The sequence below is a fragment of the Bradyrhizobium sp. genome (genome assembly GCF_035273305.1).
In the GTDB taxonomy this organism is placed as follows: domain Bacteria; phylum Pseudomonadota; class Alphaproteobacteria; order Rhizobiales; family Xanthobacteraceae; genus Bradyrhizobium.
The window spans coordinates 1-21,539 of record NZ_DATEPI010000216.1; the positions used below are offsets into that span (position 1 = coordinate 1).

Annotated in this window: 22 protein-coding genes; 16 read left to right on the forward strand and 6 right to left on the reverse strand. The window is 59.9% G+C overall.

Translation table 11 applies throughout. The features are described from left to right. Positions 1-616, reverse strand: a 616-nt coding sequence (locus tag VJV58_RS14605; RefSeq protein WP_414641497.1) for a polysaccharide deacetylase family protein, incomplete at its 3' end; no start/stop codon positions are given. A 153-nt stretch (positions 617-769) separates the two neighbouring features. Between VJV58_RS14605 and mgtE the strand changes: the two genes are divergently transcribed. The 3 genes from mgtE (at position 770) to VJV58_RS14620 (ending at position 3,538) form a co-directional block, all read left to right on the forward strand. Continuing rightward, complete coding sequence (gene mgtE, locus VJV58_RS14610) at positions 770-2,188, forward strand: magnesium transporter (protein WP_324138075.1); 1,419 nt, start codon at positions 770-772, stop codon at positions 2,186-2,188. Between the two features lie 107 nt (positions 2,189-2,295). After that, a complete protein-coding gene (locus VJV58_RS14615) occupies positions 2,296-2,622 on the forward strand; it encodes a helix-turn-helix domain-containing protein (RefSeq protein WP_324138076.1) in 327 nt (108 codons plus the stop codon). Between the two features lie 97 nt (positions 2,623-2,719). Next, on the forward strand, positions 2,720-3,538 hold the full coding sequence (locus VJV58_RS14620) for an aldo/keto reductase (protein WP_324138077.1): 819 nt from the start codon (positions 2,720-2,722) through the stop codon (positions 3,536-3,538). Positions 3,539-3,573: 35 nt separating this feature from the next. Here the strand turns inward: VJV58_RS14620 and VJV58_RS14625 are convergent, their stop codons facing one another. Continuing rightward, complete coding sequence (locus VJV58_RS14625) at positions 3,574-4,251, reverse strand: DUF599 domain-containing protein (RefSeq protein ID WP_324138078.1); 678 nt, start codon at positions 4,249-4,251, stop codon at positions 3,574-3,576. A 116-nt stretch (positions 4,252-4,367) separates the two neighbouring features. Here VJV58_RS14625 and VJV58_RS14630 point away from each other — a divergent pair, with 116 nt between their 5' ends. The 5 genes from VJV58_RS14630 to VJV58_RS14650 all read left to right on the forward strand — a co-directional run bounded on the left by VJV58_RS14630 (position 4,368) and on the right by VJV58_RS14650 (position 7,591). Next, on the forward strand, positions 4,368-5,033 hold the full coding sequence (locus tag VJV58_RS14630) for a glutathione S-transferase family protein (RefSeq protein ID WP_324138079.1): 666 nt from the start codon (positions 4,368-4,370) through the stop codon (positions 5,031-5,033). Positions 5,034-5,078: 45 nt separating this feature from the next. Further along, the gene (locus VJV58_RS14635) at positions 5,079-5,486 is read left to right on the forward strand and encodes a YidB family protein (RefSeq protein WP_414641496.1); all 408 of its coding nucleotides are present in this window, start codon (positions 5,079-5,081) and stop codon (positions 5,484-5,486) included. A gap of 212 nt (positions 5,487-5,698) precedes the next feature. Then, the gene (locus VJV58_RS14640) at positions 5,699-5,902 is read left to right on the forward strand and encodes a hypothetical protein (RefSeq protein WP_324138094.1); all 204 of its coding nucleotides are present in this window, start codon (positions 5,699-5,701) and stop codon (positions 5,900-5,902) included. Between the two features lie 134 nt (positions 5,903-6,036). Then, entirely contained in the window at positions 6,037-7,038 is a 1,002-nt protein-coding gene (locus VJV58_RS14645) for a hypothetical protein (protein WP_324138081.1), read from the forward strand. Between the two features lie 112 nt (positions 7,039-7,150). Beyond that, positions 7,151-7,591: a DUF1489 domain-containing protein gene (locus tag VJV58_RS14650; RefSeq protein WP_324138082.1), complete on the forward strand. Its 441-nt coding sequence runs from the start codon at positions 7,151-7,153 to the stop codon at positions 7,589-7,591. Between the two features lie 49 nt (positions 7,592-7,640). On the opposite strand, the gene panC is transcribed toward VJV58_RS14650, so the two are convergent. Then, positions 7,641-8,492, reverse strand: a complete 852-nt coding sequence (gene panC / locus VJV58_RS14655; protein WP_324138083.1) for a pantoate--beta-alanine ligase — start codon at positions 8,490-8,492, stop codon at positions 7,641-7,643. A 281-nt stretch (positions 8,493-8,773) separates the two neighbouring features. Between panC and VJV58_RS14660 the strand changes: the two genes are divergently transcribed. The 4 genes from VJV58_RS14660 (at position 8,774) to VJV58_RS14675 (ending at position 12,448) form a co-directional block, all read left to right on the forward strand. Then, positions 8,774-9,697: a division plane positioning ATPase MipZ gene (locus tag VJV58_RS14660; protein ID WP_324138084.1), complete on the forward strand. Its 924-nt coding sequence runs from the start codon at positions 8,774-8,776 to the stop codon at positions 9,695-9,697. Positions 9,698-9,895: 198 nt separating this feature from the next. Then, entirely contained in the window at positions 9,896-10,771 is an 876-nt protein-coding gene (locus VJV58_RS14665; protein WP_324138085.1) for an alpha/beta fold hydrolase, read from the forward strand. A 110-nt stretch (positions 10,772-10,881) separates the two neighbouring features. Then, positions 10,882-11,649, forward strand: coding sequence for a VWA domain-containing protein (locus VJV58_RS14670; RefSeq protein WP_324138086.1), 768 nt, complete (start codon positions 10,882-10,884; stop codon positions 11,647-11,649). A 73-nt stretch (positions 11,650-11,722) separates the two neighbouring features. Beyond that, positions 11,723-12,448, forward strand: coding sequence for a DnaJ domain-containing protein (locus tag VJV58_RS14675; protein WP_324138087.1), 726 nt, complete (start codon positions 11,723-11,725; stop codon positions 12,446-12,448). A 233-nt stretch (positions 12,449-12,681) separates the two neighbouring features. Here the strand turns inward: VJV58_RS14675 and VJV58_RS14680 are convergent, their stop codons facing one another. Beyond that, complete coding sequence (locus tag VJV58_RS14680; protein ID WP_324138088.1) at positions 12,682-14,484, reverse strand: serine hydrolase; 1,803 nt, start codon at positions 14,482-14,484, stop codon at positions 12,682-12,684. Positions 14,485-14,875: 391 nt separating this feature from the next. Between VJV58_RS14680 and VJV58_RS14685 the strand changes: the two genes are divergently transcribed. From VJV58_RS14685 to clpA, 3 genes are all read left to right on the forward strand, one after another. Next, complete coding sequence (locus VJV58_RS14685) at positions 14,876-15,217, forward strand: phasin family protein (protein WP_324138095.1); 342 nt, start codon at positions 14,876-14,878, stop codon at positions 15,215-15,217. Positions 15,218-15,764: 547 nt separating this feature from the next. After that, the gene (gene clpS, locus VJV58_RS14690) at positions 15,765-16,097 is read left to right on the forward strand and encodes an ATP-dependent Clp protease adapter ClpS (RefSeq protein ID WP_324138089.1); all 333 of its coding nucleotides are present in this window, start codon (positions 15,765-15,767) and stop codon (positions 16,095-16,097) included. Between the two features lie 241 nt (positions 16,098-16,338). After that, positions 16,339-18,762 carry an ATP-dependent Clp protease ATP-binding subunit ClpA gene (gene clpA / locus VJV58_RS14695; protein WP_324138091.1) on the forward strand — a complete coding sequence of 808 codons (2,424 nt, stop codon included), beginning with the start codon at positions 16,339-16,341 and terminating at the stop codon, positions 18,760-18,762. 144 nt (positions 18,763-18,906) lie between these two features. Here clpA and VJV58_RS14700 read toward each other — a convergent pair whose 3' ends face one another. Together VJV58_RS14700 and VJV58_RS14705 are read right to left on the reverse strand one after the other, a co-directional pair. Further along, a complete protein-coding gene (locus VJV58_RS14700) occupies positions 18,907-19,218 on the reverse strand; it encodes a hypothetical protein (protein ID WP_324138092.1) in 312 nt (103 codons plus the stop codon). 125 nt (positions 19,219-19,343) lie between these two features. Further along, positions 19,344-20,279 (reverse strand): glycine/sarcosine/betaine reductase selenoprotein B family protein, encoded by a 936-nt coding sequence (locus VJV58_RS14705; protein WP_324138093.1) that lies wholly within the window; start codon positions 20,277-20,279, stop codon positions 19,344-19,346. A gap of 153 nt (positions 20,280-20,432) precedes the next feature. Between VJV58_RS14705 and VJV58_RS14710 the strand changes: the two genes are divergently transcribed. Beyond that, positions 20,433-21,341, forward strand: coding sequence for a lytic transglycosylase domain-containing protein (locus tag VJV58_RS14710; RefSeq protein WP_324138096.1), 909 nt, complete (start codon positions 20,433-20,435; stop codon positions 21,339-21,341). Positions 21,342-21,539: the final 198 nt, after the last annotated feature.

Sequence of the window (21,539 nt, forward strand, 5' to 3'; positions counted from 1 at the left end):
GGATGATTCCTCTGCCGGCGCTTTTCAGCCGATCGGTGATCAGCTTCAACTCTTGCGCCGGGGTCATTGGATTCCAGTCGCTGGCCCAAAGGTCGGCGCCGAATACCACGATGCCGCGCGATTGCAAATTATCCAGAAGGGCCCGAGTCGCCTCGAAGCCGGGAAACCGAAAAAAGGGCGTGCTGGGGACCTTGGCGGAGCGCCCGTAAAGCGCCGTCTCGACGGCCGATATGCCGCGATCGATTTCGTCGGCAGCCTGGCCTGGGGGTATCCGCATCAGGCTTCGGTGGCTCCATGTGTGATGGCCCACGGTGTGGCCCTCGACCGCAATCCTGCGGACCAGCTCCGGGTGTTCGGACGCGGACTTGCCGATCAGAAAGAACGTGGCGCGGACACATTCAAGCGCTAGTGCTGTCAGCACTCTCGGCGTGGTTTGGGGCCATGGACCATCATCGAATGTCAGCACCACCTCGTGGTCCCCAAGCGGCAGGGTTTGCGTAAACTGTTTCAAGCCCACCCGCGGGGTGGCAGCCACATCGACGCGAAGCACGCGTGAGGTGCCGAGCGCTCCCGGCGCTCGACACTCCGACGCACGAACTCCGGCGCTCCACGCCATTAAGGCGACAAGCGTAGCTGCCAGCACCTTGATGGATTTCCGAGCTGGTATTGCGACGATATTTGTCATTGCGTTTGGTGTTGCTCATTGGCTAATGCGTCAACCTGCAACTCAGACGAGTTGAGCAATCCTGTCAAACTGGCGAGGCATGGCATGGCCGAACATCTCGACGTTGCCGAATCCGCCGTTTCGGTGCTCGACCGCCTACCCATGCGCGACGAAGATGGCGAAATTCGCCGCGAATTCGTGCAGGAAATCTCGCGTGCGATCCACCTGCCCGATACGCCGTTCCTCCGCGCGGTTGTTGCGGAACTTCATGAGGCCGACCTCGGCGATTTGATTGGCGCGCTCGATCCTGACGACCGCGTCAAGCTTGTCGAGATGACTGGAACGGATTTCGACTTCTCGGCGCTGAATGAACTCGACGACTCCGTGCGCGAGGAAATTCTCGAGGAGCTCGAACCGGAGACGGTGGCAGAGGGCGTTCGCGATCTGGCATCCGACGACGCGGTCGAGTTGCTCGAGGGCCTCGATGACGAGGACAAGGAGCAAATTCTCGAAAAGCTGCCGCAATCGGCGCGCGCCGCGCTTGAGCGGAGCCTGCTTTATCCGGAGAATTCGGCTGGGCGGCGAATGCAGACCGAGTTCGTCTCCGTGCCGCCGGACTGGACCGTCGGGCAGGCGATCGACTACATGCGTGAGACGCCGGACTTGCCCGAGCGGTTTTATGAAATCTACGTGGTCGATAGCTCTCGGCACTGGCAGGGCGCGGTGTCGCTCGATGTGTTGTTGCGTGCGCGCCGCGCCGTGCCTCTTGCCGAGCTGGTTGATGAAGATCGCCGACGGGTCTCCGCGCTTGCGGACCAGGAAGAGGTCGCGCGCCTGTTCGGTAAATACAACCTGGTCGCCGCTCCCGTCGTCGACACCCAGGACCGGCTGGTGGGCGTCATTACCATCGATGACGTCGTCGACGTGATCGAAGAGGAGGCTGACGAAGACCTAAAGGCGCTCGGCGGCGTCACCAGCGATGAACAACTGTCGGATACCGTCCTGACCATCGCCAAGGGCCGCTTCAACTGGCTCCTCGTCAACCTTGCCACCGCCTTTCTCGCTTCCTCGGTGCTTGGTCTCTTCGAGGGGCAATTGGAAAAAATGGTCGCGCTGGCTGTACTCGCCCCGATTGTCGCCAGTCAGGGCGGCAATGCTGCGACCCAAACCATGACGGTTGCCGTACGCGCCCTCGCAACGCGAGAGCTCGGCTCCAATAATGCATTTCGAGTGGTCATTCGGGAGAGCCTTGTCGGGCTTGTCAACGGCCTCGCATTTGCCATCATAACGGGGGTGGCCGCGGTACTCTGGTTCAAGATCCCCGGCCTCGGTGTGGTGATCGGACTGGCGATCATCTGCAATCTCGTGGCCGGCGCGTTGGGCGGCATTCTGATTCCAATGGTGCTGGATCGGGTGCGCGCCGACCCGGCGGTAGCATCAGGTACTTTCGTCACGACGATTACCGACGTCGTCGGGTTCTTCTCGTTTCTCGGCATCGCGACGCTGTGGTTCGGGTTGAAATGAGTACTTGGGCGCAAGCGGGTACTGGCTCGCGTCGATCCGTCTCGCCGCGAATTTATCGTTAAGCGAACCTTAACGCGCATCGCCGACACTTCTCAGCGGAGTGGCAGATGCAGCGCTTGCGACTGAAGGCTGACGGACGGATCGTCGAATTGCGCGACGGTCAGGAATTTCCTCTTGTTCCGGCGGTGGCTCAGCCAGCCTCGGCGGCCGCCACACTGGAGGAGACCACGAGTTCGCCAGGGGTGCGCGATCTCCGCCGTCGCGCGCGCCTGACCCAGCAGGAATTCGCCGAGCGGCTTGGCGTGCCGGTCGAAACCATCCGCAACTGGGAACAGGGCAAGCGCATGCCGCGCGGGCCGGCCCGGGCGTTGCTTGCCGTCATTGCGCACGCCCCCGAGACGGTTTTTCAGGCTTTGGCCAGAAGCTCACTCTAAAAACCAGCTTCACAAGAATACGCTTGGTGCTCGTCGCCTCGGTTGGCACCCCGAGTCCGGAAGGCCATAATAGGTCTCAAGATCCGGATATCGCAAAATGCAGTTTGTCGAAGCCAATGGCGCCAGAATTCCGGCAATCGGGTTGGGAACCTGGGAGCTGCGCGGACGGACCTGCGCCCGGCTGGTCGAGCAGGCGCTCAAACTTGGCTATCGCCATATCGACACCGCCCAGATTTACGAGAACGAACGCGAGGTCGGCGAAGGCCTGCGTTCCTCGAGGGTGAAACGCGAACAACTGTTTGTCACAACCAAAGTCTGGACCACCCATTTTGCGCCAAACGATCTGGAGCGATCCACCAAAGAGAGCCTGACAAAGCTCCGCCTTTCGGAAATCGATTTACTGCTGCTGCACTGGCCAAATCCGCAGGTGCCGCTCAGGGAAACGCTAGGCGCGCTGGCGCGGGTCAAGAAAGCCGGCCTGGCGCGCCATATCGGCGTCTCGAACTTCACCGTCGCGTTGATCGAGGAGGCAGTAGCTGGCTGCCCGGAGCCTCTGGTTTGTGACCAGGTCGAATATCATCCCTATCTCGATCAGACCCGGGTCAAGCAGGCGTGCGCCCGGCACGGCATGGCCTTGGTGGCCTATAGCCCGGTGGCCAAAGGTCGGGTTAAGAACGATGAGACCCTCGCGCGCATCGGCAAGACCCATGGAAAGACTCCCGCCCAGGTTTGCCTGCGTTGGTTGGTGCAACAGAATGTGGCTGCGATACCCCGAACCTCGCGGATAGAACGGCTCTCGGAAAATATCGACGTATTCGACTTCACCTTGTCCGAACTCGAGATGCAGCACGTTTCAGCTCTGGCAAGCCCGAAAGGCCGGCTGACAGATTTTGGTTTCGCTCCGAAATGGGATTAAGGGCGCTACGCTCTTGGCCTGGCCTGGTGCGCGACCTAGCTCGCCATTGCGCGCCACGCGCTTGAGGCGAACTGCCTCCGCCAGGTGACAATCACAACAGCCGCTGTAGAGATGAATAATACCCAGGGGCTTACAAACCAGCCGAGATAGCCCAACGCAAAAAAGAACGCGCGCTGCCCTCGATTGAAGTGTCTGCCAGCCGCCTCGAACACTCTTGTGGTTCGGATCACGTGGGCTTCTGCCTCCGGCGTGTCGCGGTCTCGAGCGGGCGGCATCGCTCCAAGCAAAATCGCGACATAATTGAACAAACGGTATGACCAGGCAAATTTGAAGAACGCATAAATGAATATCAGCACCAATCCGACGCATTTGATTTCCCAAAGTGCCGGGGAGGGGGTGATATGGATCGGCAGGGCCGTAAAAACGGCCAATGCTTCGTTGGTTGATCGCAACAAGGCCAGAGCGCCGCCGACCGCGAGCAGGCTGGTGGAGGCAAAGAAGGCGGTGCCGTTTTGCAGGGAGGCCATCACCTGCATGTCTACCATGCGGGCCTCGCGATCGAGCAGGTGCCGGATCCAGATCTCGCGATACGCGTGCATGCGGGCCGAAAGACTGCCACGTCCGTAGGCCGTGTGCTCCAGCGTGACGGCATACACGGCCCATTCCAGCACAAAGAAACTGACCGCGAGGATGTCGACCCAATATGCAGCCATCTTGCCCCCTTGCTATGAATGCTGCCACGCGCCAACCGTCGCGGCAACGGGCATGCTGCGCAACTTGAATGCCTGCTCCCGGGCACGGGAGGGTAAATCAAGGAAGGACAACTCGAATGAAGTTGAAGCTTGTGATCGGAAATAAGAACTACTCGTCCTGGTCGATGCGGGCTTGGGTGGCGCTACGCGCGAAGAACATTGATTTCGACGAAGTCTTCATCCCGCTCTATACGGGTGAGGAGGACAAAAACCGGATTCTCGCCTTTACGCCTTCCGGAAAGGTGCCCGCGCTTGTTGATGGAGACATCACGGTCTGGGATTCGCTTGCGATCATCGAATACGTGGCCGAACGATTTCCACAAGCCGGGCTATGGCCGGAGGACCGCGCCCGACGGGCGCATGCGCGTTCGATTTCAGCGGAAATGCATTCGGGCTTCCCGGCGCTGCGCTCCGAATGCGGCATGAACATCCACCGGCCGGTTCGCGCGATTAAGTTATCGGACGAGGCCCGCGCCAATATCGCGCGCGTCCAGGATATCTGGACCGAGTGTCGCGAGCGCTATTCAAAACTTGGACCCTTCCTGTTCGGCGACTTTGGAGCGGCGGACGCCATGTTCGCCCCGGTGGTGCATCGGTTTCGAACCTATGCAATTGCCGCGCGACCCGAGGTGCAGGCCTACATGGAGACCATGATGGCCTTGCCGGCCTTTCAAGAATGGACGCGCCTGGCGCTCGCCGAAACCATCATCATCGAGAAGTTCGAAATCGAGGCGACCCAGTAGCAAAAGGGTGATGCAATCGAGCCTTGACCGACGTCTGAAAGCAGAGTGAATCCGAAGCCAGCACACTCCGCGAAAGGATTTGCCATGGGCATTCTCGATTCACTGGAAAATTCACCCGCGTTCAAGGGGGCACTCGGCCAGCTTGAGGCGGCTGTCCTTCCGGTTGTCCTGAGCGAAGTGCTCGGTAGCGGGAAACAGGGCGGGCTGAGCGCGATTGTCGCGAAGCTGCAGCAGGCGGGCTTCGGCGATCAGGTCAAATCCTGGATTGGAAACGGTCAGAACCTGCCGATCACGACGGAGCAATTGCAGCAGGTGCTTGGCAGCGACACCGTCAAGCAATTAGCCGCCCGTTTCAATATCCCTGTCGATCAGCTCGCGAAGGTCCTGGCGCAGCAATTGCCCGCGGCCGTCGATCAAGCCAGTCCAGAGGGCAAGCTGCCCCATACGGCGTAGCCGGGGCCGGCAGAGCGGTTCCGCGGGTTGGGAGCCCGACACCTGCCTGGAATGCTTCAAAGGCCGGTATAATACTGAAAAAGCTGCAAAATCAGCGTATTTGCTATGCCCTGATGTAACTGGTCAATGAAATCGGGCCTGTGCTATAGAATTGCTTCAAATTTTCAGTATGCGTTGCAGCGCGATGGGGGGTCGGGCTGGCGTTTTGCGTGATGGAGAAGGCGTTGAAGCATAAGTACAACGTTGGTGAGACTGTCTATTTCACCGCCAGCAACGTGGCTCGTCCGGCCGCGAGCGGGACGTATGAAGTCATTCGTTTGCTTCCGACCGATGGCGATGACTGCCAATACCGGATCAAAAGCTCAACCGAGGCCTTTGAGCGGGTCGCCAAGGAAAGCCAGCTAGACGTCTCCTGAGATCACGCCGCAGTGAGCGGGTTCCGCTCGCCCACCCCTAGAAGGTCTCAGAATCATTCGCTGCAAACAGGGCGCGACGATTCGGCATTCACTTTGAGTGAATGCGTTCTATGCTGCGTTGGGGGATATCGCGCATGAACTGGGCTTGGGCCGCATCGCTCGATCAACTTTGGCGCTCGCCGATTTTCCCGATGTGGCTGACGTTGGCCGTGACGGGATTTTTCGGCGTCTGCGTGCTGATCACGCTTTTCCGTGCCGAAAGATCCATTGCCAATGTGGCGCTGACAGCAATCACGCTGTTGGCGCTCGGAATGGCTGCTGCCGAGACCATTCGCGGATTTACTCCAGCCCAGCCAGGTTTGTCCGCCGGGATGGTGCCAGCCGTGCAGCGGACCAGCACGGCGCTCCCCGCATTGTCGTGCATCGATGATCTCGCGGGCGATATTGTTATGGCCGCCTGTGAGAGGACATTGTTCGGCTCGGCCGAGAATACGGCGGCGGCGCTGTCCTATGCGGCATCACAGATCACCAGATTGACTGCGCTCGGCGAGGTCGCCGCGGCAAATCTGAGGATGACGCCGGAACTGGAAATGCTGAGGCGTTCGGTGGAGCGCGACCGCTATGGCCTGATGGCGCAGGTGCTGGTCACGCGCGAGCACTGTTCACCATCAGACTGCGCAGTTTTCCGGGTGCTGACGGATCATCAGCAGATCGCCACGAACATGGCGGATGGGGTCTACGATGGCTTGATCGCCCGTTACGCGCCGTCATGGAACTCCGCGCCCATCGGAGCCACTGGGTCGGTCGGCATGCTTTCATCGTCGATGCCAACCGGCAAACCCACTAATGCCGAATTTCCCTCTGCAGCCTCGACGCCGCCGGTCAGCATCATGACCCCGGAGCCGAGCCCATCAACGTCTGCCGCCCCGCCGCGCCAGGGTGGATCATCAACTCCGCCGCCGAGCGCGCCGTCTCCGGCAGCGCGTCCGGCTGCGTCGGCTGCTCCGGCCGTCGCGGCAGCCAAAAAGCCGGCCGCGCCGAAGCATGCGGCATCCCCGCCACAGCATACGCCGGCGCCGGTTCAGCTAACGCCCCCGCCCGCAGCGCCGGCGCCCGAAGCTTCGAATGATCAATGATTTTACGGGCTGTAGAAGCCGTTCTTGCTTGAGCATCGTTTGCATTCAACGGCTCGGGTAAACTAAAGCAAAGCCGGTTTCCAGTTTCGGGATCATGCTCTAACCTCGGACCATGCCAGTTCATCTCGTCAAGCTTGCCGTCGGCTGCGACTCTGTGAAGGAGCTCAAGCTCTGGGTGGCGGAGCGCATGCAAACGGCAAAAAAAAGAGGGCTGCCGCTCCACCACATTCATATCACCCGGATGACTCCGAAACGTACCGACGAACTGCTTGCCGGCGGTTCCCTGTACTGGGTAATCCGCGGGGAAATCGCCGCCCGCGAAAAAATCATCGCGATTGAACCGTTCCGAGACCGCGACGGTATCGGACGATGCCGTGTGGTGATGAAGCCGAAAGTGATTGCGGTGGCGCCCCGCCCAATGCGGCCGTTCCAGGGCTGGCGCTATTTCACCGAAGATGCTGCCCCGCCGGACCTTGGGAAAGCCGCCGCCGCAAGCGTCGCAGCGATGCCTGAGCCGATGCGGCGCGAACTGCGCGACCTTGGTCTGCTTTGACGGAGCTCTCCACTCGCGGCTACGCCTGATCGGCTGGATACGTTTATGGCTAAACCGCTAAATTATCGATGAGCCGGGTTTCTCCGATTTTGGCTGCGACCAGGACCCTCATTGGGCCATCCTTCAGCGAAGCAATCGGCGCGAGCGTTTCGCCGTGACGGACCTCGAAGTAATCCACGGTGAAACCGGCGATCTTGAGAATTTCGGCGCCGCCCGCCAGCGCGGCTTCAATCGGCTCGCCTTCGCGTAAGCGCCGGGCGGTCTCCTTAATTGCCCGATACAGTTCGGGCGCGGCGCGGCGTTCCTCCGGTGAGAGATAAACGTTTCGCGAAGACATCGCGAGACCGTCGCGGTCGCGCACGGTGCGCGAGCCGACGACCTTGACCCCGAGGTCGAGATCGCGCGCCATCTGTGTTATCACCCGCAATTGCTGGAAGTCCTTTTCACCGAAGATCGCAAAGTTCGGCCGGCACTGAGTGAACAATTTGCCGACCACCGTGGTCACGCCGCGAAAAAAGTGCGGCCGAAAGCGGTCCTCAAGCCCGACGTTGGCCGGACCTTCGGTCAGGATCGTGGTCGCAAAGCCATCCGGATACATCGTTTTGACGTCGGGGTGCCAGACTAGGTCGACGTTCTCGGCCGCGAGCCGGGCGATATCGGCTTTCCAGGTACGCGGATAGGAATCGAAATCCTCCGAGGGCGCAAACTGGGCTGGATTTACAAAGATCGAGACGATCACCTTTGGAGCGCGGCGTTTCGCGAGCCGGACCAGCGACAGATGGCCCTCGTGGAGTGCTCCCATCGTCGGCACCAACGCCGTCGTGTCATTGTTTTTAGTGATGCCGTGGAGGGCGCGACGCAATGCAGGGATCGTGCGGACGATCAGGGGAGTTCGGGACATTCCGATTACGATCTCTGGGCTGGGTTGGGAGCGGTTGGCCCCAAAACTGATGCCGGAGAAGAGACCTTACCAATCCTGATACGCCCCTGCCAATCCAACAGAACGCGTCTGAAGTGCGGCCGACGTGGACGATGACATTTGTCGAACGTCGAGACGCAAACAGTGTCGACGCGTGCACACGATTCACGATTAGGACAGATCATTAGCGATTTAAAGACGCACTTGCGCATTTCACTTGACCGCGGTCGCGCGTGCTTTGAAGATATCTCAGGGGTCGAAACATGATGCTGCAAATGAGTCGGGGCCAATCAGGCTCCGCCCACGTAGTTGTCCTGGGGAATGAGAAGGGCGGCTCGGGTAAATCCACCACCGCTTTGCACATCGCGGTCGCCTTGATGAAAGCAGGTCAGCGGGTCGCAACCATCGACCTCGACTGCCGGCAGCAAAGTTTCAGCCGTTACATCAACAACCGCGACGCCTGGGCGCGGCGCACCGGCCTCAATCTTGAAATTCCCGTGCATTGTTGCATCAAGCTCGGCGAGACCATGCAGATCGCCGACAACGAATCATCCGAGTTCCAGCAGTTCGTGGATGCGGTCAGCGCGGTCGAACACACCTTCGATTTCATCGTGATCGATACGCCGGGGTCGGACAGCTACCTGATGCGTCTGGCGCACTCGATGGCCGATACCCTGGTGACGCCGATCAACGACAGCTTCCTGGATTTCGACGTGCTCGGTACCGTCGACCCGGCGACGTATTCCGTGACTGGAGAGAGCCACTATGCGGAAATGGTGCGCGACACCCGGCGCAAACGTCGCCAACTCGACGGTGCCTCCACCGATTGGATCGTTGTCCGCAACCGCCTTTCAATGCTGGGCTCGCGTAACAAGCAACTCGTAGCCGACAGTCTCAGGGATTTGTCATTTCGATTAGGCTTCCGCTCAATCGACGGGTTCGCCGAACGCGTGGTTTATCGCGAGTTTTTTCCACGCGGGCTTACGGCGCTGGACGATATCGATGAAACCACGCTCGGCACGCGTCCCAATCTCGGCCACGTCACCGCCCGGGAAGAGGTCACAAGCCTGCTCCGCCAATTGAAATTGCCGCTTGATGAGCGCGGCCGCCGACGTGCCGCCAATCGGGCCGAATGGTTCACCCAAGTCGACAAGCCGCTCGAAATTCACGACATTATAGGGGCTTAAAGAGCTGGCGCGGCTTGCAGAGGCCAGACTGTCCAACGGTCTGACAGCGCGTGTTGTCTTACTGCAGCGCACAATAATCAGGCGGACAATTCACAACATTTAAGCTTCACGTCACGTGCCTGTGACATATATTGAGCACAAGCATCCGCAGGATCCAGTGTTGGGCAGGCCTCCTGGATTGGTGCGTCGAGGGTGTGCATGAAGCGCGGGATTACCATTCTGGTTTCGCTTTTAGCGCTGGCCACCGTTGGCTATTTCACTGTGAGCAAGTGGGCGATCAGGCACGAGACCCTGACGTTCTATGACGAGAGCCGTGGCAATCGTCCGGTTGCCGTCGATATCGCCGTACGTCGTGATAAGGAGATGCAGGCCGATGCCGGCCTGATCAAGTTGCCGGCGGCCATTCTTAATCACGGCAACACCGTCAAATTCACCGAGTACTCTTTCCTCGCAAACGTTTTTGCCGCCCGAGGGTACATTGTCGTCAGCATCCAGCACGACCTGCCTACGGATCCACCGATGGTCACGAAAGTCGGGGAACTCTATGTCGGTCGGCAACCGCAGTACCTGCGGGGAGTTGCGAACATCCGCTTCGCCGTAGAGGAAATGAAGAAGGTTCAGCCAAACGCGGACTATGATCATCTGACATTGGTCGGGCATTCCGCGGGCGCCGACATTTCGATGTACTTCGCCAAGCTGCACCCCGAACTCGTCAAAAAAGTCGTGACCCTCGACAATCTGCGTGTTCCGTTCATGACGGACGGCAGGTTCAAGATCCTCTCGTTCCGCTCCAAGGATCCCGTGTTCAAAACAGATCCCGGTGTTATTCCCGCCGAGGAAGAATGTGAGAAGGCGGGGATTACGGTCGTTCGCACCACATTCCAACATAACGATATGCGCGATACCGGTCCTGAGGAGGCGAAAGAATCGATCCAAGGAATGGTCGACAAATTCCTCGAGGACGACAGTTCGTTGAGACCCGTTCCGCCCCAGTCGCCTCCGCCTTTGATGACCGATGCCGGCCCGGTGGCGCCGTTCGTACCGGTCACACCGGCCGCTCCACTTCAGAACTGATCCCGCCTTCGAGCGGCCGCCCCAAGCTGGCGCCCGCCGACTGCCTCTCCGTCGATTGACCGGACCGCCCAGGCAGCCCACATATTGCTTGCTGCAAGCTGCGAGCGCTGATGTCCGCCGAACCGACCAAACCGAAATCCGGAGCCGAGGTGTCCTCCGCCCAAAACGGTGCGCCGGGCAGGCGAGGCTCATTGCCGGAAGCCAAGCCATCGGCCTCCGAGGATATCGCAGCCTTTGTCGCAAAGGCGCGTGCGATGTCGCCGCATGCGGCGGGTGCGCGGGGTCGCCTCGTATTTGCACTTGACGCCACCATGAGCCGGCAGCCGACATGGGATATGGCCTGCGCCCTGCAGGCCGACATGTTTCGCGAAGCGGCGGCGCTCGGCAGCCTTGATATCCGCCTTGTCTATTATCGCGGACTCAATGAGTGCCGCGCGACGGGATGGATTTCCGACAGCGCGCAACTTGCCAAGCTGATGGCCAAAATCGACTGCCGTGGCGGCAATACCCAGATTGGCAAGGTGTTGTCGGAGGCGCGACGCGAAGCAGTCGCCTCTGCCGTGCGCGCTATTGTCTTCGTCGGGGACGCGATGGAGGAAAACGTCGACCACCTCTGCGCCAAGGCCGGCGAGTTGGGGTTGCTCAAAGTGCCCGCATTTATGTTTCAGGAAGGCCATGATCCGGTTGCCGAGCAGGCCTTTCGCGAGATCGCGCGGCTGACGGGAGGCGCGTGGTGCAGGTTCGATCCGGGGGCAGCGGCCCAATTGCGCGAGTTGCTGCGCGCCGCAGCCGCCTATGCCGCCGGCGGACGCGAGGCGCTGTTTCGCTTATCCAAAACGGGCAGTGGGGCCGCAAAGCTACTCGGTCAGATGAAGTGATCTCGGCTTTCTCCAGCCCTCCGCTAGGCTAGGCGCGCCTGCTTTTTGCGGCCCATAGGACTATATTGATTCCATGCCTACGCTGATCGCCGGCGTCGTCGCCGTAATTCTTCTTTACTCCCTGCTGCAGATGTTTCGTGCGGCCAATCCTGTCGTGCTTGCGCGTGGTATCAAGATCGGTGGTGGGGTCGTGGCGCTGGCAGTCGCCGCGTTTACCGGCGTGAAGGGCGAACTCGCGGTCGCTATACCGATCGGCATTTTCGGCGCGGGCCTGCTCGGGTGGACCCCGTTTGGCACATCTGGGTTCGGCAGTTTCGGCGGATTGTTCGGAGGCGGGCGACGCTCGCCCGGACAGACCTCTCGGGTGCGCTCGCAGTTTCTCGACATGACGCTCGACCACGACAGCGGCGAACTCCGCGGCCAGATCGTAGCCGGAGCTTATGCGGGTCACGCGTTGGAGGAATTCGACCTCACCCAACTGACCTCGATGATATCGGGGTTCGATGCCGAAAGCGTGTCGTTACTTGAAAGCTATCTGGACCGCAGGTTTCCCGCCTGGCGTCAGAACGCGCAAGGAAATACGGCAGGGTGGCAGAGCCGCGCGGCGACGGGCGGCAAAATGACGGACGAGGAGGCCTATCAGATCCTTGGCCTGGAGCCGGGGGCGGGGCGTGACGACATCGGCCGGGCTCACCGCGCGCTCATGAAGAAATTGCATCCCGACCAAGGGGGGTCGACGTACCTCGCCGCCCGTGTAAACGAGGCTAAGGATACTTTGCTTCGCACGCATAAAAAGTAACTCCGCACTACGCCACTAAACGCCACGAACCCAATGCTGCTTCTAAAATCTCTTTTGCGATCGACATGCCTATACGGCCCTGTCGTCAGGCGTGGTCGATCCTGATCTCGTCAGTATTAGCTGCAAATTCTTGACGATAAGTTTGCAGCACAAAGATCGCCGGCTGTTTCAGCCGGTCATGCCAACCGATCCGGCCATGGAGGCGGCGGCCTTTTAGTTCGCTGGAAAACTGATCAGTTGCGAAGGGTAATGCAGGAGATATCGGACCGCTTCAGCGTCCGGCACACAGCTTCGGCCTGATCGCGATCAAGCCCGGCGAAACGAGCCCGGTATAGCTTGCGATCGCCTTTGGCGATCACCGGCTCGGTAAACGGATCCGCTCTCGCCAACAGGCCGCGGGCCTGGTTGCGAGCCGCAGAGATCCGCTGCTGGGCTTCCGTTTCCGTCTCCAGAGCGCCCACTTGGATGATCCAGCCGCTGTGGGCTGCTGCTACCGGTTTGGTCGGGCTGTTTTGCTGAACCGGTTGAGGATGGGCGGCCGAAGCCGGGTCGGCATAGGCCATCGCTTGCGAGGCGGTGGAGGAGGATGGGAAGCTCGATGCCGGAAGCACACCAAGTATGCCGTTGCCCGTTCCATGATTGGGTGGCTGCGGCGGCATTTCAGTATTTGCGAAATCAGGCTTGGCGACTTCAACCCGGCTGGTTTCAGCCCTGGCCACGACAGAGTTTGATGTTTCCGGCAGTGCCGGTTGGGCCGCGGGAATTGCATTGGTGGTGCCCGGCGACCCCGTGGCCGATGCGAGCTTCATTTGGCCCGCCTTGACCTGAACGGTCTTCACGCGAACCGGTTTCATCGGTTCGGACGAACCTGGAATTGCGGCCAACGCCTGAGTTTGGATGACGCCATTCGTCAACGGCGCGGGCTCGGCTTTCGGTTGCGGCACGGCGGCGGCCGCTTGGGCAAAGATGGATTTGGCAGTGGGCGAGGGAGCACGGGTAGTGACCGCAGCGGACGGCCTGGCAGCAGCCGAAAGGTCGATGGCGTTCTGCTCTCCAGCCGCTGGAACTGGGTCCGCTTCTGCTTGCGCCACCTCGACGTTCGCGTCCAACGGATTGCGTTCGGTGATCGCGGCAACGGTGCGCCTGGTGGCGGCTTTTTCCAGGTTTTCCGCGAGCAGATTGCGCATGGTGGCGTCGCGCGAGCCACTGCTACGCCCGCCCATCACAACCCCGATCAGATGCCGATTGCCGCGGCGCATGGAAGTTACGAGATTGAAGCCGGACGAGCGAGTGTAACCGGTCTTGATTCCGTCGACGCCTTCGACCTTTCCCAAGAGGTGGTTATGGTTGCGGATCGACTGGCCATGATAGTTGAAGGCCGTCGTCGAAAAATAGCGATAGTAGCGCGGAAAGCGGTCCTGGATCGCGCGGCCCAGCGTGGATTGATCGCGCGCCGTCGTGATCTGTTCATCGTTCGGCAGGCCCGAGGCGTTGCGATAAATCGTACGTGTCATGCCGAGCGAGCGCGCCTTGCGGGTCATCAGCCTGGCGAACTCTGCCTCGTCGCCGGCGATGGCTTCAGCGATCACAACAGCGGCGTCATTCGCCGAACGCGTGACCAGTCCCTTGATCGCGTCTTCTACCCGGATGGTTTGTCCCGGGCGCAGACCGAGTTTGGTGGGCGCCTGCTCTGAAGCGCGTTCGGAGACGCTCATTTCGCTGTCGAGTTTGATCGCACCGGCATCGAGCCGCTCGAACAGCAAATAGAGCGTCATGATCTTGGTGAGGGAAGCAGGATGACGGCTTGCGTCGGGATTGTTGGCGGAAAGCGTGGCGCCCGAATTGCCGTCGACGATGATCGAGGAGAATCCCGGGCTATAGCTCTCGCGCGCTTCCTGATGGCGGGCATGCTGGTGATGCCGTGAACGCCGCGCTTCCGCTCTGTCGCTTGTGAAAATGACTGCTGTGCTGATCGTGACCAGTCCGAAAACGCAAACCCGCAAAGCACGCGAGGAAGCCAACGTTGTGCGAAGCATAAACTTCCCTGTCCCAATTTCTGTCTTGATCACCGGTTCGTGAGGCCAAATTATGCCCAGCCGCTGGGATGTTTCCCTGCTCGAACGCGCAACCCAGCGGGCGTGTTTTTCCGCTCGAGGGCGTTCGGGGTCTGTATCCTAGCTAACAGACTGTACGCGAATGTTTTTTGCTGCTCGTCCAATTCCAAACGAGCGTTGGGAATCAGGTTAGGCGGCGTGAGTTTCCATAACGTTAACGAACCCTTGCGCCGCGAGCCAGTATTCACCGCCGATATTCCCCTTGTGCGGCGCACAAATCACCTTGACGTTTGTTGTGCACTGCACTATATGCCGATTTATTAGGCCGCGGTCCGGCAGATCAGATGCATACAGTCTCGGAAGGACACCCATGATGATTAAACTTGAGGATATTCAGCAGTACGGCAAAGAACATCTGGAAACCGTCGTTGCGTCGGCGACCTCTGTTCAAAGCAACCTTCAGGCAATCGCCACTGCCTACGGTGACTACACCAAGAAATCGTTCGAAGAGACCAGGTCCTTCGTCGAGAAGCTTTCGGGAGCGAAGTCGCTGGACAAGGCGATTGAGGCACAGACCGAATTCGCGAAATCGGCTTATGAAACCTTCGTAGCGGATTCCCAGAAGATCGCCGGGCTCTACACCGATCTCGCTAAGCAGACGTATAAGCCTTTGGAAGGCCTGATTGCGAAGATCACCCCGGCCGCGGCCGCCTGAACAGACCAACCTGCATTGAAGCGAAGCCCGGCAGTTACGCCGGGCTTTTTTTGCGATTCAGTCCTGGCGATTGTTCTCTGGATAACTCCAACGAGCTTGTTCCGCGCCGATTGGGCGATGCTGCGGCTCAAGGCTAAGTGCTCTAGCAAACTTTCCTGATCTATCGAAAAAAGTGAACCATTCTGCCTGCGCAGCTTGCAGAATCGCTGTGCGACTGCGGTTCGCGATCTTGTTTTGTCAAATCGGACCAGATTGATTATTCTTGACAGGATCACCGCGCCGGCTCGGCCAAACGCAAGTCGCATTTGACCAATATGTGCGCGCTTGCGGCGAGCCGAAGGCTAACCCATATTGCTGTTTCTTGCGGTTGGACCTGCCGGGAGCGATGATCTGGAAGCGTGTCTGAGACCTGAGACGCGGTCCAGGAGACGTCGCCCGGTCACTGTCCGATTTCCAGGGGATTTCGAACGCCTGTGCCATGTTGCGATTAAATTCCAGATTTAAGCTCTCCGCGCCGCCCGCCCTCGCGTCCGCATCCGCTTCCCGAATGGGCAATGATGAGAACCGTAGCGGCGGCAATGGCGGTCCGGCCACTTCCGTCATCGCCAAGGTCAAGCCCAAGACCAAGCGCCCCAATCTTTATCGCGTGTTGATTTTGAACGATGACTACACGCCCATGGAATTCGTCGTTCACGTGCTTGAGAAGTTTTTCCACAAGGATGTCGAGGCGGCCACCAAGATTATGCTGCACGTGCATCATCACGGAATCGGGGAGTGCGGAGTCTTCACTTACGAGATCGCTGAGACCAAGGTCACGCAGGTGATGGATTTCGCTCGGAAACACCAGCATCCGCTGCAATGCGTGATGGAAAAAAAATAATTTGCCGCGACGGCCGCCGAACCGACGCGGGTTTTTGGGTCAGAAATTCCCTCGATCAGTCAAGCGTACGCCTTTCTTTGGGCGGGTTACCCCGGCCTTCTGGATGGAGGCTCGCTAGCCGACGGTTAACGACTCGGGGGAACCGATCTTACGCAGTGATCTTATGTAACTATATGAAGAAGGTTGTTGTTGCCTGACCGGGCAACGACGATCATGATGGCGGGGGGCCACAGAGGACCGAATGCCGACTTTTTCCCAAAGCCTTGAACAATCTCTGCACCGTGCGCTGGCGATTGCAAACGAGCGTCACCACCAATACGCGACGTTGGAGCACCTCCTGCTGTCGCTGGTGGATGACTCCGATGCGGCAGCGGTCATGCGGGCCTGCAGCGTCGATCTCGACAAGCTGCGCGCCAGCCTCGTCAACTATCTTGAGACCGAGTTTGAAAACCTGGTGACGGACGGGGCCGATGACGCCAAGCCGACCGCGGGATTTCAACGCGTGATTCAGCGCGCGGTCATTCATGTTCAGTCATCCGGCCGGGAAGAGGTCACTGGCGCGAATGTTCTGATCGCGATTTTCGCCGAACGCGAAAGCCATGCGGCTTATTTCCTGCAGGAGCAGGACATGACCCGCTATGACGCGGTCAACTACATCAGTCACGGCATCGCCAAGCGGCCCGGCGTTTCCGAAGCGCGCCCGGTGCGAGGCGTCGACGAAGAAACCGAGACCAAGGGCAACGAGGATACCAAGAAGAAGGGTGAGGCGCTCGAGACCTACTGCGTCAATCTCAACAAGAAAGCGCGTGACGGCAAAATCGATCCTGTGATCGGACGCAATTCCGAGATCAACCGCGCCATCCAGGTGCTCTGCCGTCGACAAAAGAACAATCCGCTGTTCGTCGGCGAGGCTGGCGTTGGCAAGACCGCCATCGCGGAAGGGCTGGCCAAACGCATTGTCGATAGCGAAGTGCCTGAAGTGCTGTCCGCGGCTACCGTGTTCTCGCTTGACATGGGAACCTTGCTCGCGGGCACCCGGTATCGCGGCGATTTCGAGGAGCGCTTGAAACAGGTTCTCAAGGAGCTTGAGGCGCATCCGAATGCCATCCTGTTCATCGATGAAATCCACACGGTGATCGGAGCCGGCGCGACTTCCGGCGGAGCGATGGACGCGTCCAACCTGCTCAAACCGGCGTTGGCGTCGGGCACGATCCGCTGCATGGGGTCGACGACCTATAAAGAATATCGTCAGCACTTCGAAAAGGACCGCGCGCTTGTTCGCCGGTTCCAGAAAATCGACATCAACGAGCCGACCGTCGACGATGCAATTGCGATCCTCAAAGGCCTCAAGCCCTACTTCGAGGACTATCATCGCCTGAAATATACCAACGAGGCGATCGAGGCTGCTGTTCAACTGTCGTCACGTTACATTCACGACCGCAAGCTGCCGGACAAGGCCATCGACGTCATCGATGAGTCCGGCGCGGCACAGATGCTGCTGTCAGAGAACAAGCGCAAGAAGACGATCGGTATCAAGGAAATCGAGACCACGATCGCAACGATGGCGCGGATCCCGCCAAAGAGCGTGTCGAAAGATGACGCCGAGGTGCTCAAGCACCTTGAACAAACGCTGAAACGCGTTGTGTTTGGCCAGGATAAGGCGATCGATGCGCTTGCTGCCTCGATCAAGCTGGCGCGCGCCGGCTTGCGGGAGCCGGAAAAACCGATCGGCAGCTATCTGTTCTCGGGTCCGACCGGCGTCGGCAAAACCGAGGTTGCCAAGCAATTGGCGGCATCGCTCGGCGTTGAACTGATCCGCTTCGACATGTCGGAGTATATGGAACGGCACACCGTGTCGCGGCTGATCGGTGCGCCTCCTGGTTATGTCGGATTCGACCAGGGTGGGCTGCTGACCGACGGTGTCGACCAGCACCCGCACTGCGTGGTATTGCTCGATGAGATCGAGAAGGCGCATCCTGATCTCTACAACGTGCTGCTGCAGATCATGGACCACGGCCGCCTCACCGACCACAATGGCAAGCAGGTGAACTTCCGGAATGTGATTCTGATTATGACCACCAATGCCGGCGCCGCCGATCTGGCGCGGCAAGCATTCGGCTTCACGCGCAACAAGCGGGAAGGGGACGATCACGAGGCGATCAACCGGCAGTTCGCGCCCGAATTCCGGAACCGGCTCGACGCCATTGTCTCATTCGCTCATCTCAATACCGAGGTGATCGGCATGGTGGTCGAAAAGTTCGTGCTGCAGCTCGAAGCCCAGCTTGCCGATCGTGACGTGACGATCGAGCTTTCGGACCCGGCCAAGGCTTGGCTGGTCCAGCACGGCTATGATGAGCAGATGGGTGCCCGGCCGATGTCTCGCGTCATCCAGGAGCACATCAAGAAGCCGTTGGCGGACGAGGTGCTGTTCGGGAAACTGAAGGGCGGCGGTCACGTTCGCGTGGTGCTGGTGGCCGACGAGTCGGCTTCCGAACCCGGGACGCAAAAGGTCGGCTTTGAATTCGTCGAAGGGCCGGTAACGCCCAAGCCTGAAAAACTGCCGGGTGCGCGCAAACGGACGGTGCCGCGCAAGCCGAAACCGAGCGGTCCCGGCGGTGGCGGTTCGAAGGGACCGGCGTCACGCGGTCCGCTGGTCAAGGTGTAACCCGCTCAGAAAGACCAAATTCAGAAGCCGGCGCTCGAAAGATCGCCGGCTTTTTTGGTCCGCCAGAGTGGCATGCTGGAAGCACCGTTTCGGGGAGATAAGCGCCCGGGCTGGTAACCCGCGAAGGATTGGACCGTTAGGCCTTCAGCCTTCGCTTAGAAGCTGGTTGATGCGGCGCTGTAGCTGCCGTTTTTTCTTCTCGCTCCTGCGCAGGCGCCGATCGAGATCCGAGGGTGGCAGCTTGAATGTACGTTCCGAGCTGAACGCAGCGTCAACGAAACGATCGCGCCAGAGCATCATTCTGGTGAGAAGGGATCGCCCGCTTGGGAACGCCCTCGGGACGTCTTTTTCGGAGCTGTCGCGCACCGTGCGCTCGCGGGTCAAGCTGGACTTGCCATCCTCCGCCTCGCTCCCATGAATGAGCCTGTCGGGCGCGCTCTGGTGTCGGTCCAACATCCGTCGTCTCCCGATGAAGATGCGGGCGACCTTACCCGGCCCGCTTACGCGTGAAAGGTCCCGGCGAGCGAAATGCGCCATTAACGTAAATCGATCATGGCCTCGAAAATACCCGAAACCCGCCTTTAGGCCGCGCTCTCTCGCAATCCGCGCGCAACCAGTTTCTGCGCGTCGAATTCCCGGCGTCGGCGCGCCAACTCCTCGGCACTTAACATCGCGACGTTGTTGTAATCCCGTTTCCAGGAAGCATCCGCGCTCCAGCGTAGCGGCGACTGCACCGTGGTCCGCGCGCTTGGTGCCGATTCGAGCACGCGCATCGCGAGCTCGAAAGTAAGGGCTTGCGAGGCTTGGTCGTGCGGCTTGCCAGCCGAATTACCAAGCGGAAAATCAGAGAATAAAAACCGAGGCACCGCGGCATGCTCCACAATGTCCTTGGCGCAGCCCATCACAACCGTGGAAATGCCGTTGGCCTCGAGATGCCGGGCGATCAGGCTGACAGTCTGGTGACAAACCGGACAGTTCGGGACCAGTACCGCGGCATCCACTCCGTCCTCCCGACAGCGCGCAAGAATTTCAGGCGCATCGGTTTCGAGGGTGATGCGATGGCTGCGATTGGTCGGTGCCCCGAAGAAGCGCGGTCCGATGGCGCCGATGCGCCGTTCACGCACGAGCCGCTGCAGTTGTGGCAATGGAAACCAGGTTCCGCTGTCCTCTGCCGAAGTGTGCACGCGATCGTAGGCAATATGCGAAATTCGAACATCGTGCGTCTTTGAAGTGTCGCCGTCATACACGGAGTAGAACTTTGCGCCGCCATTATATTTGGCGCCCGGTCCCTGATCGCCCTTGGCAGGATCAAACAGCGCCGCCGTCGTGACAATCGTCACGCGTGACTCGGCTAGCGGCTTCATCATCGGCTGAAACGGCGCATCAACATAGTGTGCCCAGCGATATGGCGTGGTGTAGCCGATTGCGGCGTAATATTCGCGGGTTCGTTCCATGTAGGGAATCGGGACGTCGTCATCCGGCGCAATGCCAGACCGGTCTTCAACTGGCGTGCTCATGTCTTGCGCTCCTGCAGGCGGCACCTCATTCTTTGATAGCTAAACGGCCGGCTCTACGTGTCAAGCAGCGTGCTCCCGGAACGAAATATGGCGGTGCAAGCGGTTATCAATTGGCGTACTGCGCTTTGCCTTGCGGTGATCTTGCTCATCCCGATGCCGTCCGCGGCGGACGATCCTGCTCCGGCCAAGACTGAAATCGCGAGACCGAGCGTCGAAGAGCCCGCCTTGCAACAGCCGGTACCGCCGCAGGGACGTGAGAGCGACACCCGCGAGGCAATGTGCCTGATGATCGAGTCGGCGGCGAGGTCGAACGATCTGCCGGTCGAGTTTTTCGCGCGCGTGATCTGGCAGGAGAGCCGCTTTCAATCCGATGCGGTGGGACCCGTCACTCGAAACGGTCAGCGCGCCCAGGGCATCGCGCAATTCATGCCGGGAACCGCCAGCGAGCGCCGGCTGCTCGATCCTTTCAATCCGGTGCAGGCACTTCCGAAATCGGCGGAGTTCCTGAGCGAACTGCGCAACCAGTTCGGCAATCTTGGGCTCGCCGCTGCGGCCTACAACGCTGGGCCGCGGCGAGTGCAGGAATGGCTGTCAGGTTCAGGCCCGATGCCGCAGGAGACCCGCAACTATGTGTCCGCCATCACCGGCACATCGGTCGACGATTGGGCCGCTGCCGGCAACAAGGGCAAAATGCTGGATCGGGCGCCGCGCGCGAGTTGCCGCGAGCTGATGGCCTTGTTGAAGCGGGCACCCAATTCATTTGTGACCGAACTGGAGCAGCGCGTGAAGTTTGCTGCAGCCAAATTGTGGGGCGTGCAGCTCGCGGCTGGCTGGGACCGCAACAAGGCGCTTGCGATGTATGCGCGCGCGATCAAGGGATTGCGTGGCGTGATAGGCGACCAGGATCCAAGCTTGTTAAGCTCGAGGATGCGATCACGGGGCACCCGCACGTTTTATCAGGTTCGAATCGGCGCGGACACGCGGCCGGCGGCCGACGATCTCTGCAACCGCATTCGCCGTGCAGGGGGCGCCTGCTTCGTGTTGCGCAATTTCAGGGGATGAGCAGGGCGGTCCATCTCTCGTCTCAACGCCCGAGAAAAATCGCTGCGCCGGTGCGGCACGTATAGTAAGCATCGGTCATGAGCAATGACGTTTTCCATTCGCTTTCGGCTGTGCAACGCGAATCCGTTCACTCAGCCCTGGTAGCCAGCTTTGGCTCGGCCGCACCGTGCGCAGTCACGCAAGTTACCGGCGGAGCTT

Excerpts from the sequence above, each read along its gene's own strand:
- mgtE (WP_324138075.1), top strand. The coding sequence starts at position 770 with ATGGCCGAACATCTCGACGTTGCCGAATCCGCCGTTTCGGTGCTCGAC.
- VJV58_RS14615 (WP_324138076.1), top strand. The coding sequence starts at position 2,296 with ATGCAGCGCTTGCGACTGAAGGCTGACGGACGGATCGTCGAATTGCGC.
- VJV58_RS14620 (WP_324138077.1), top strand. The coding sequence starts at position 2,720 with ATGCAGTTTGTCGAAGCCAATGGCGCCAGAATTCCGGCAATCGGGTTG.
- VJV58_RS14625 (WP_324138078.1), bottom strand. The coding sequence starts at position 4,251 with ATGGCTGCATATTGGGTCGACATCCTCGCGGTCAGTTTCTTTGTGCTG.
- VJV58_RS14630 (WP_324138079.1), top strand. The coding sequence starts at position 4,368 with ATGAAGTTGAAGCTTGTGATCGGAAATAAGAACTACTCGTCCTGGTCG.
- VJV58_RS14640 (WP_324138094.1), top strand. The coding sequence starts at position 5,699 with ATGGAGAAGGCGTTGAAGCATAAGTACAACGTTGGTGAGACTGTCTAT.
- VJV58_RS14645 (WP_324138081.1), top strand. The coding sequence starts at position 6,037 with ATGAACTGGGCTTGGGCCGCATCGCTCGATCAACTTTGGCGCTCGCCG.
- VJV58_RS14650 (WP_324138082.1), top strand. The coding sequence starts at position 7,151 with ATGCCAGTTCATCTCGTCAAGCTTGCCGTCGGCTGCGACTCTGTGAAG.
- panC (WP_324138083.1), bottom strand. The coding sequence starts at position 8,492 with ATGTCCCGAACTCCCCTGATCGTCCGCACGATCCCTGCATTGCGTCGC.
- VJV58_RS14660 (WP_324138084.1), top strand. The coding sequence starts at position 8,774 with ATGATGCTGCAAATGAGTCGGGGCCAATCAGGCTCCGCCCACGTAGTT.
- VJV58_RS14665 (WP_324138085.1), top strand. The coding sequence starts at position 9,896 with ATGAAGCGCGGGATTACCATTCTGGTTTCGCTTTTAGCGCTGGCCACC.
- VJV58_RS14670 (WP_324138086.1), top strand. The coding sequence starts at position 10,882 with ATGTCCGCCGAACCGACCAAACCGAAATCCGGAGCCGAGGTGTCCTCC.
- VJV58_RS14675 (WP_324138087.1), top strand. The coding sequence starts at position 11,723 with ATGCCTACGCTGATCGCCGGCGTCGTCGCCGTAATTCTTCTTTACTCC.
- VJV58_RS14680 (WP_324138088.1), bottom strand. The coding sequence starts at position 14,484 with ATGCTTCGCACAACGTTGGCTTCCTCGCGTGCTTTGCGGGTTTGCGTT.
- VJV58_RS14685 (WP_324138095.1), top strand. The coding sequence starts at position 14,876 with ATGATTAAACTTGAGGATATTCAGCAGTACGGCAAAGAACATCTGGAA.
- clpS (WP_324138089.1), top strand. The coding sequence starts at position 15,765 with ATGGGCAATGATGAGAACCGTAGCGGCGGCAATGGCGGTCCGGCCACT.
- clpA (WP_324138091.1), top strand. The coding sequence starts at position 16,339 with ATGCCGACTTTTTCCCAAAGCCTTGAACAATCTCTGCACCGTGCGCTG.
- VJV58_RS14700 (WP_324138092.1), bottom strand. The coding sequence starts at position 19,218 with ATGTTGGACCGACACCAGAGCGCGCCCGACAGGCTCATTCATGGGAGC.
- VJV58_RS14705 (WP_324138093.1), bottom strand. The coding sequence starts at position 20,279 with ATGAGCACGCCAGTTGAAGACCGGTCTGGCATTGCGCCGGATGACGAC.
- VJV58_RS14710 (WP_324138096.1), top strand. The coding sequence starts at position 20,433 with ATGCCGTCCGCGGCGGACGATCCTGCTCCGGCCAAGACTGAAATCGCG.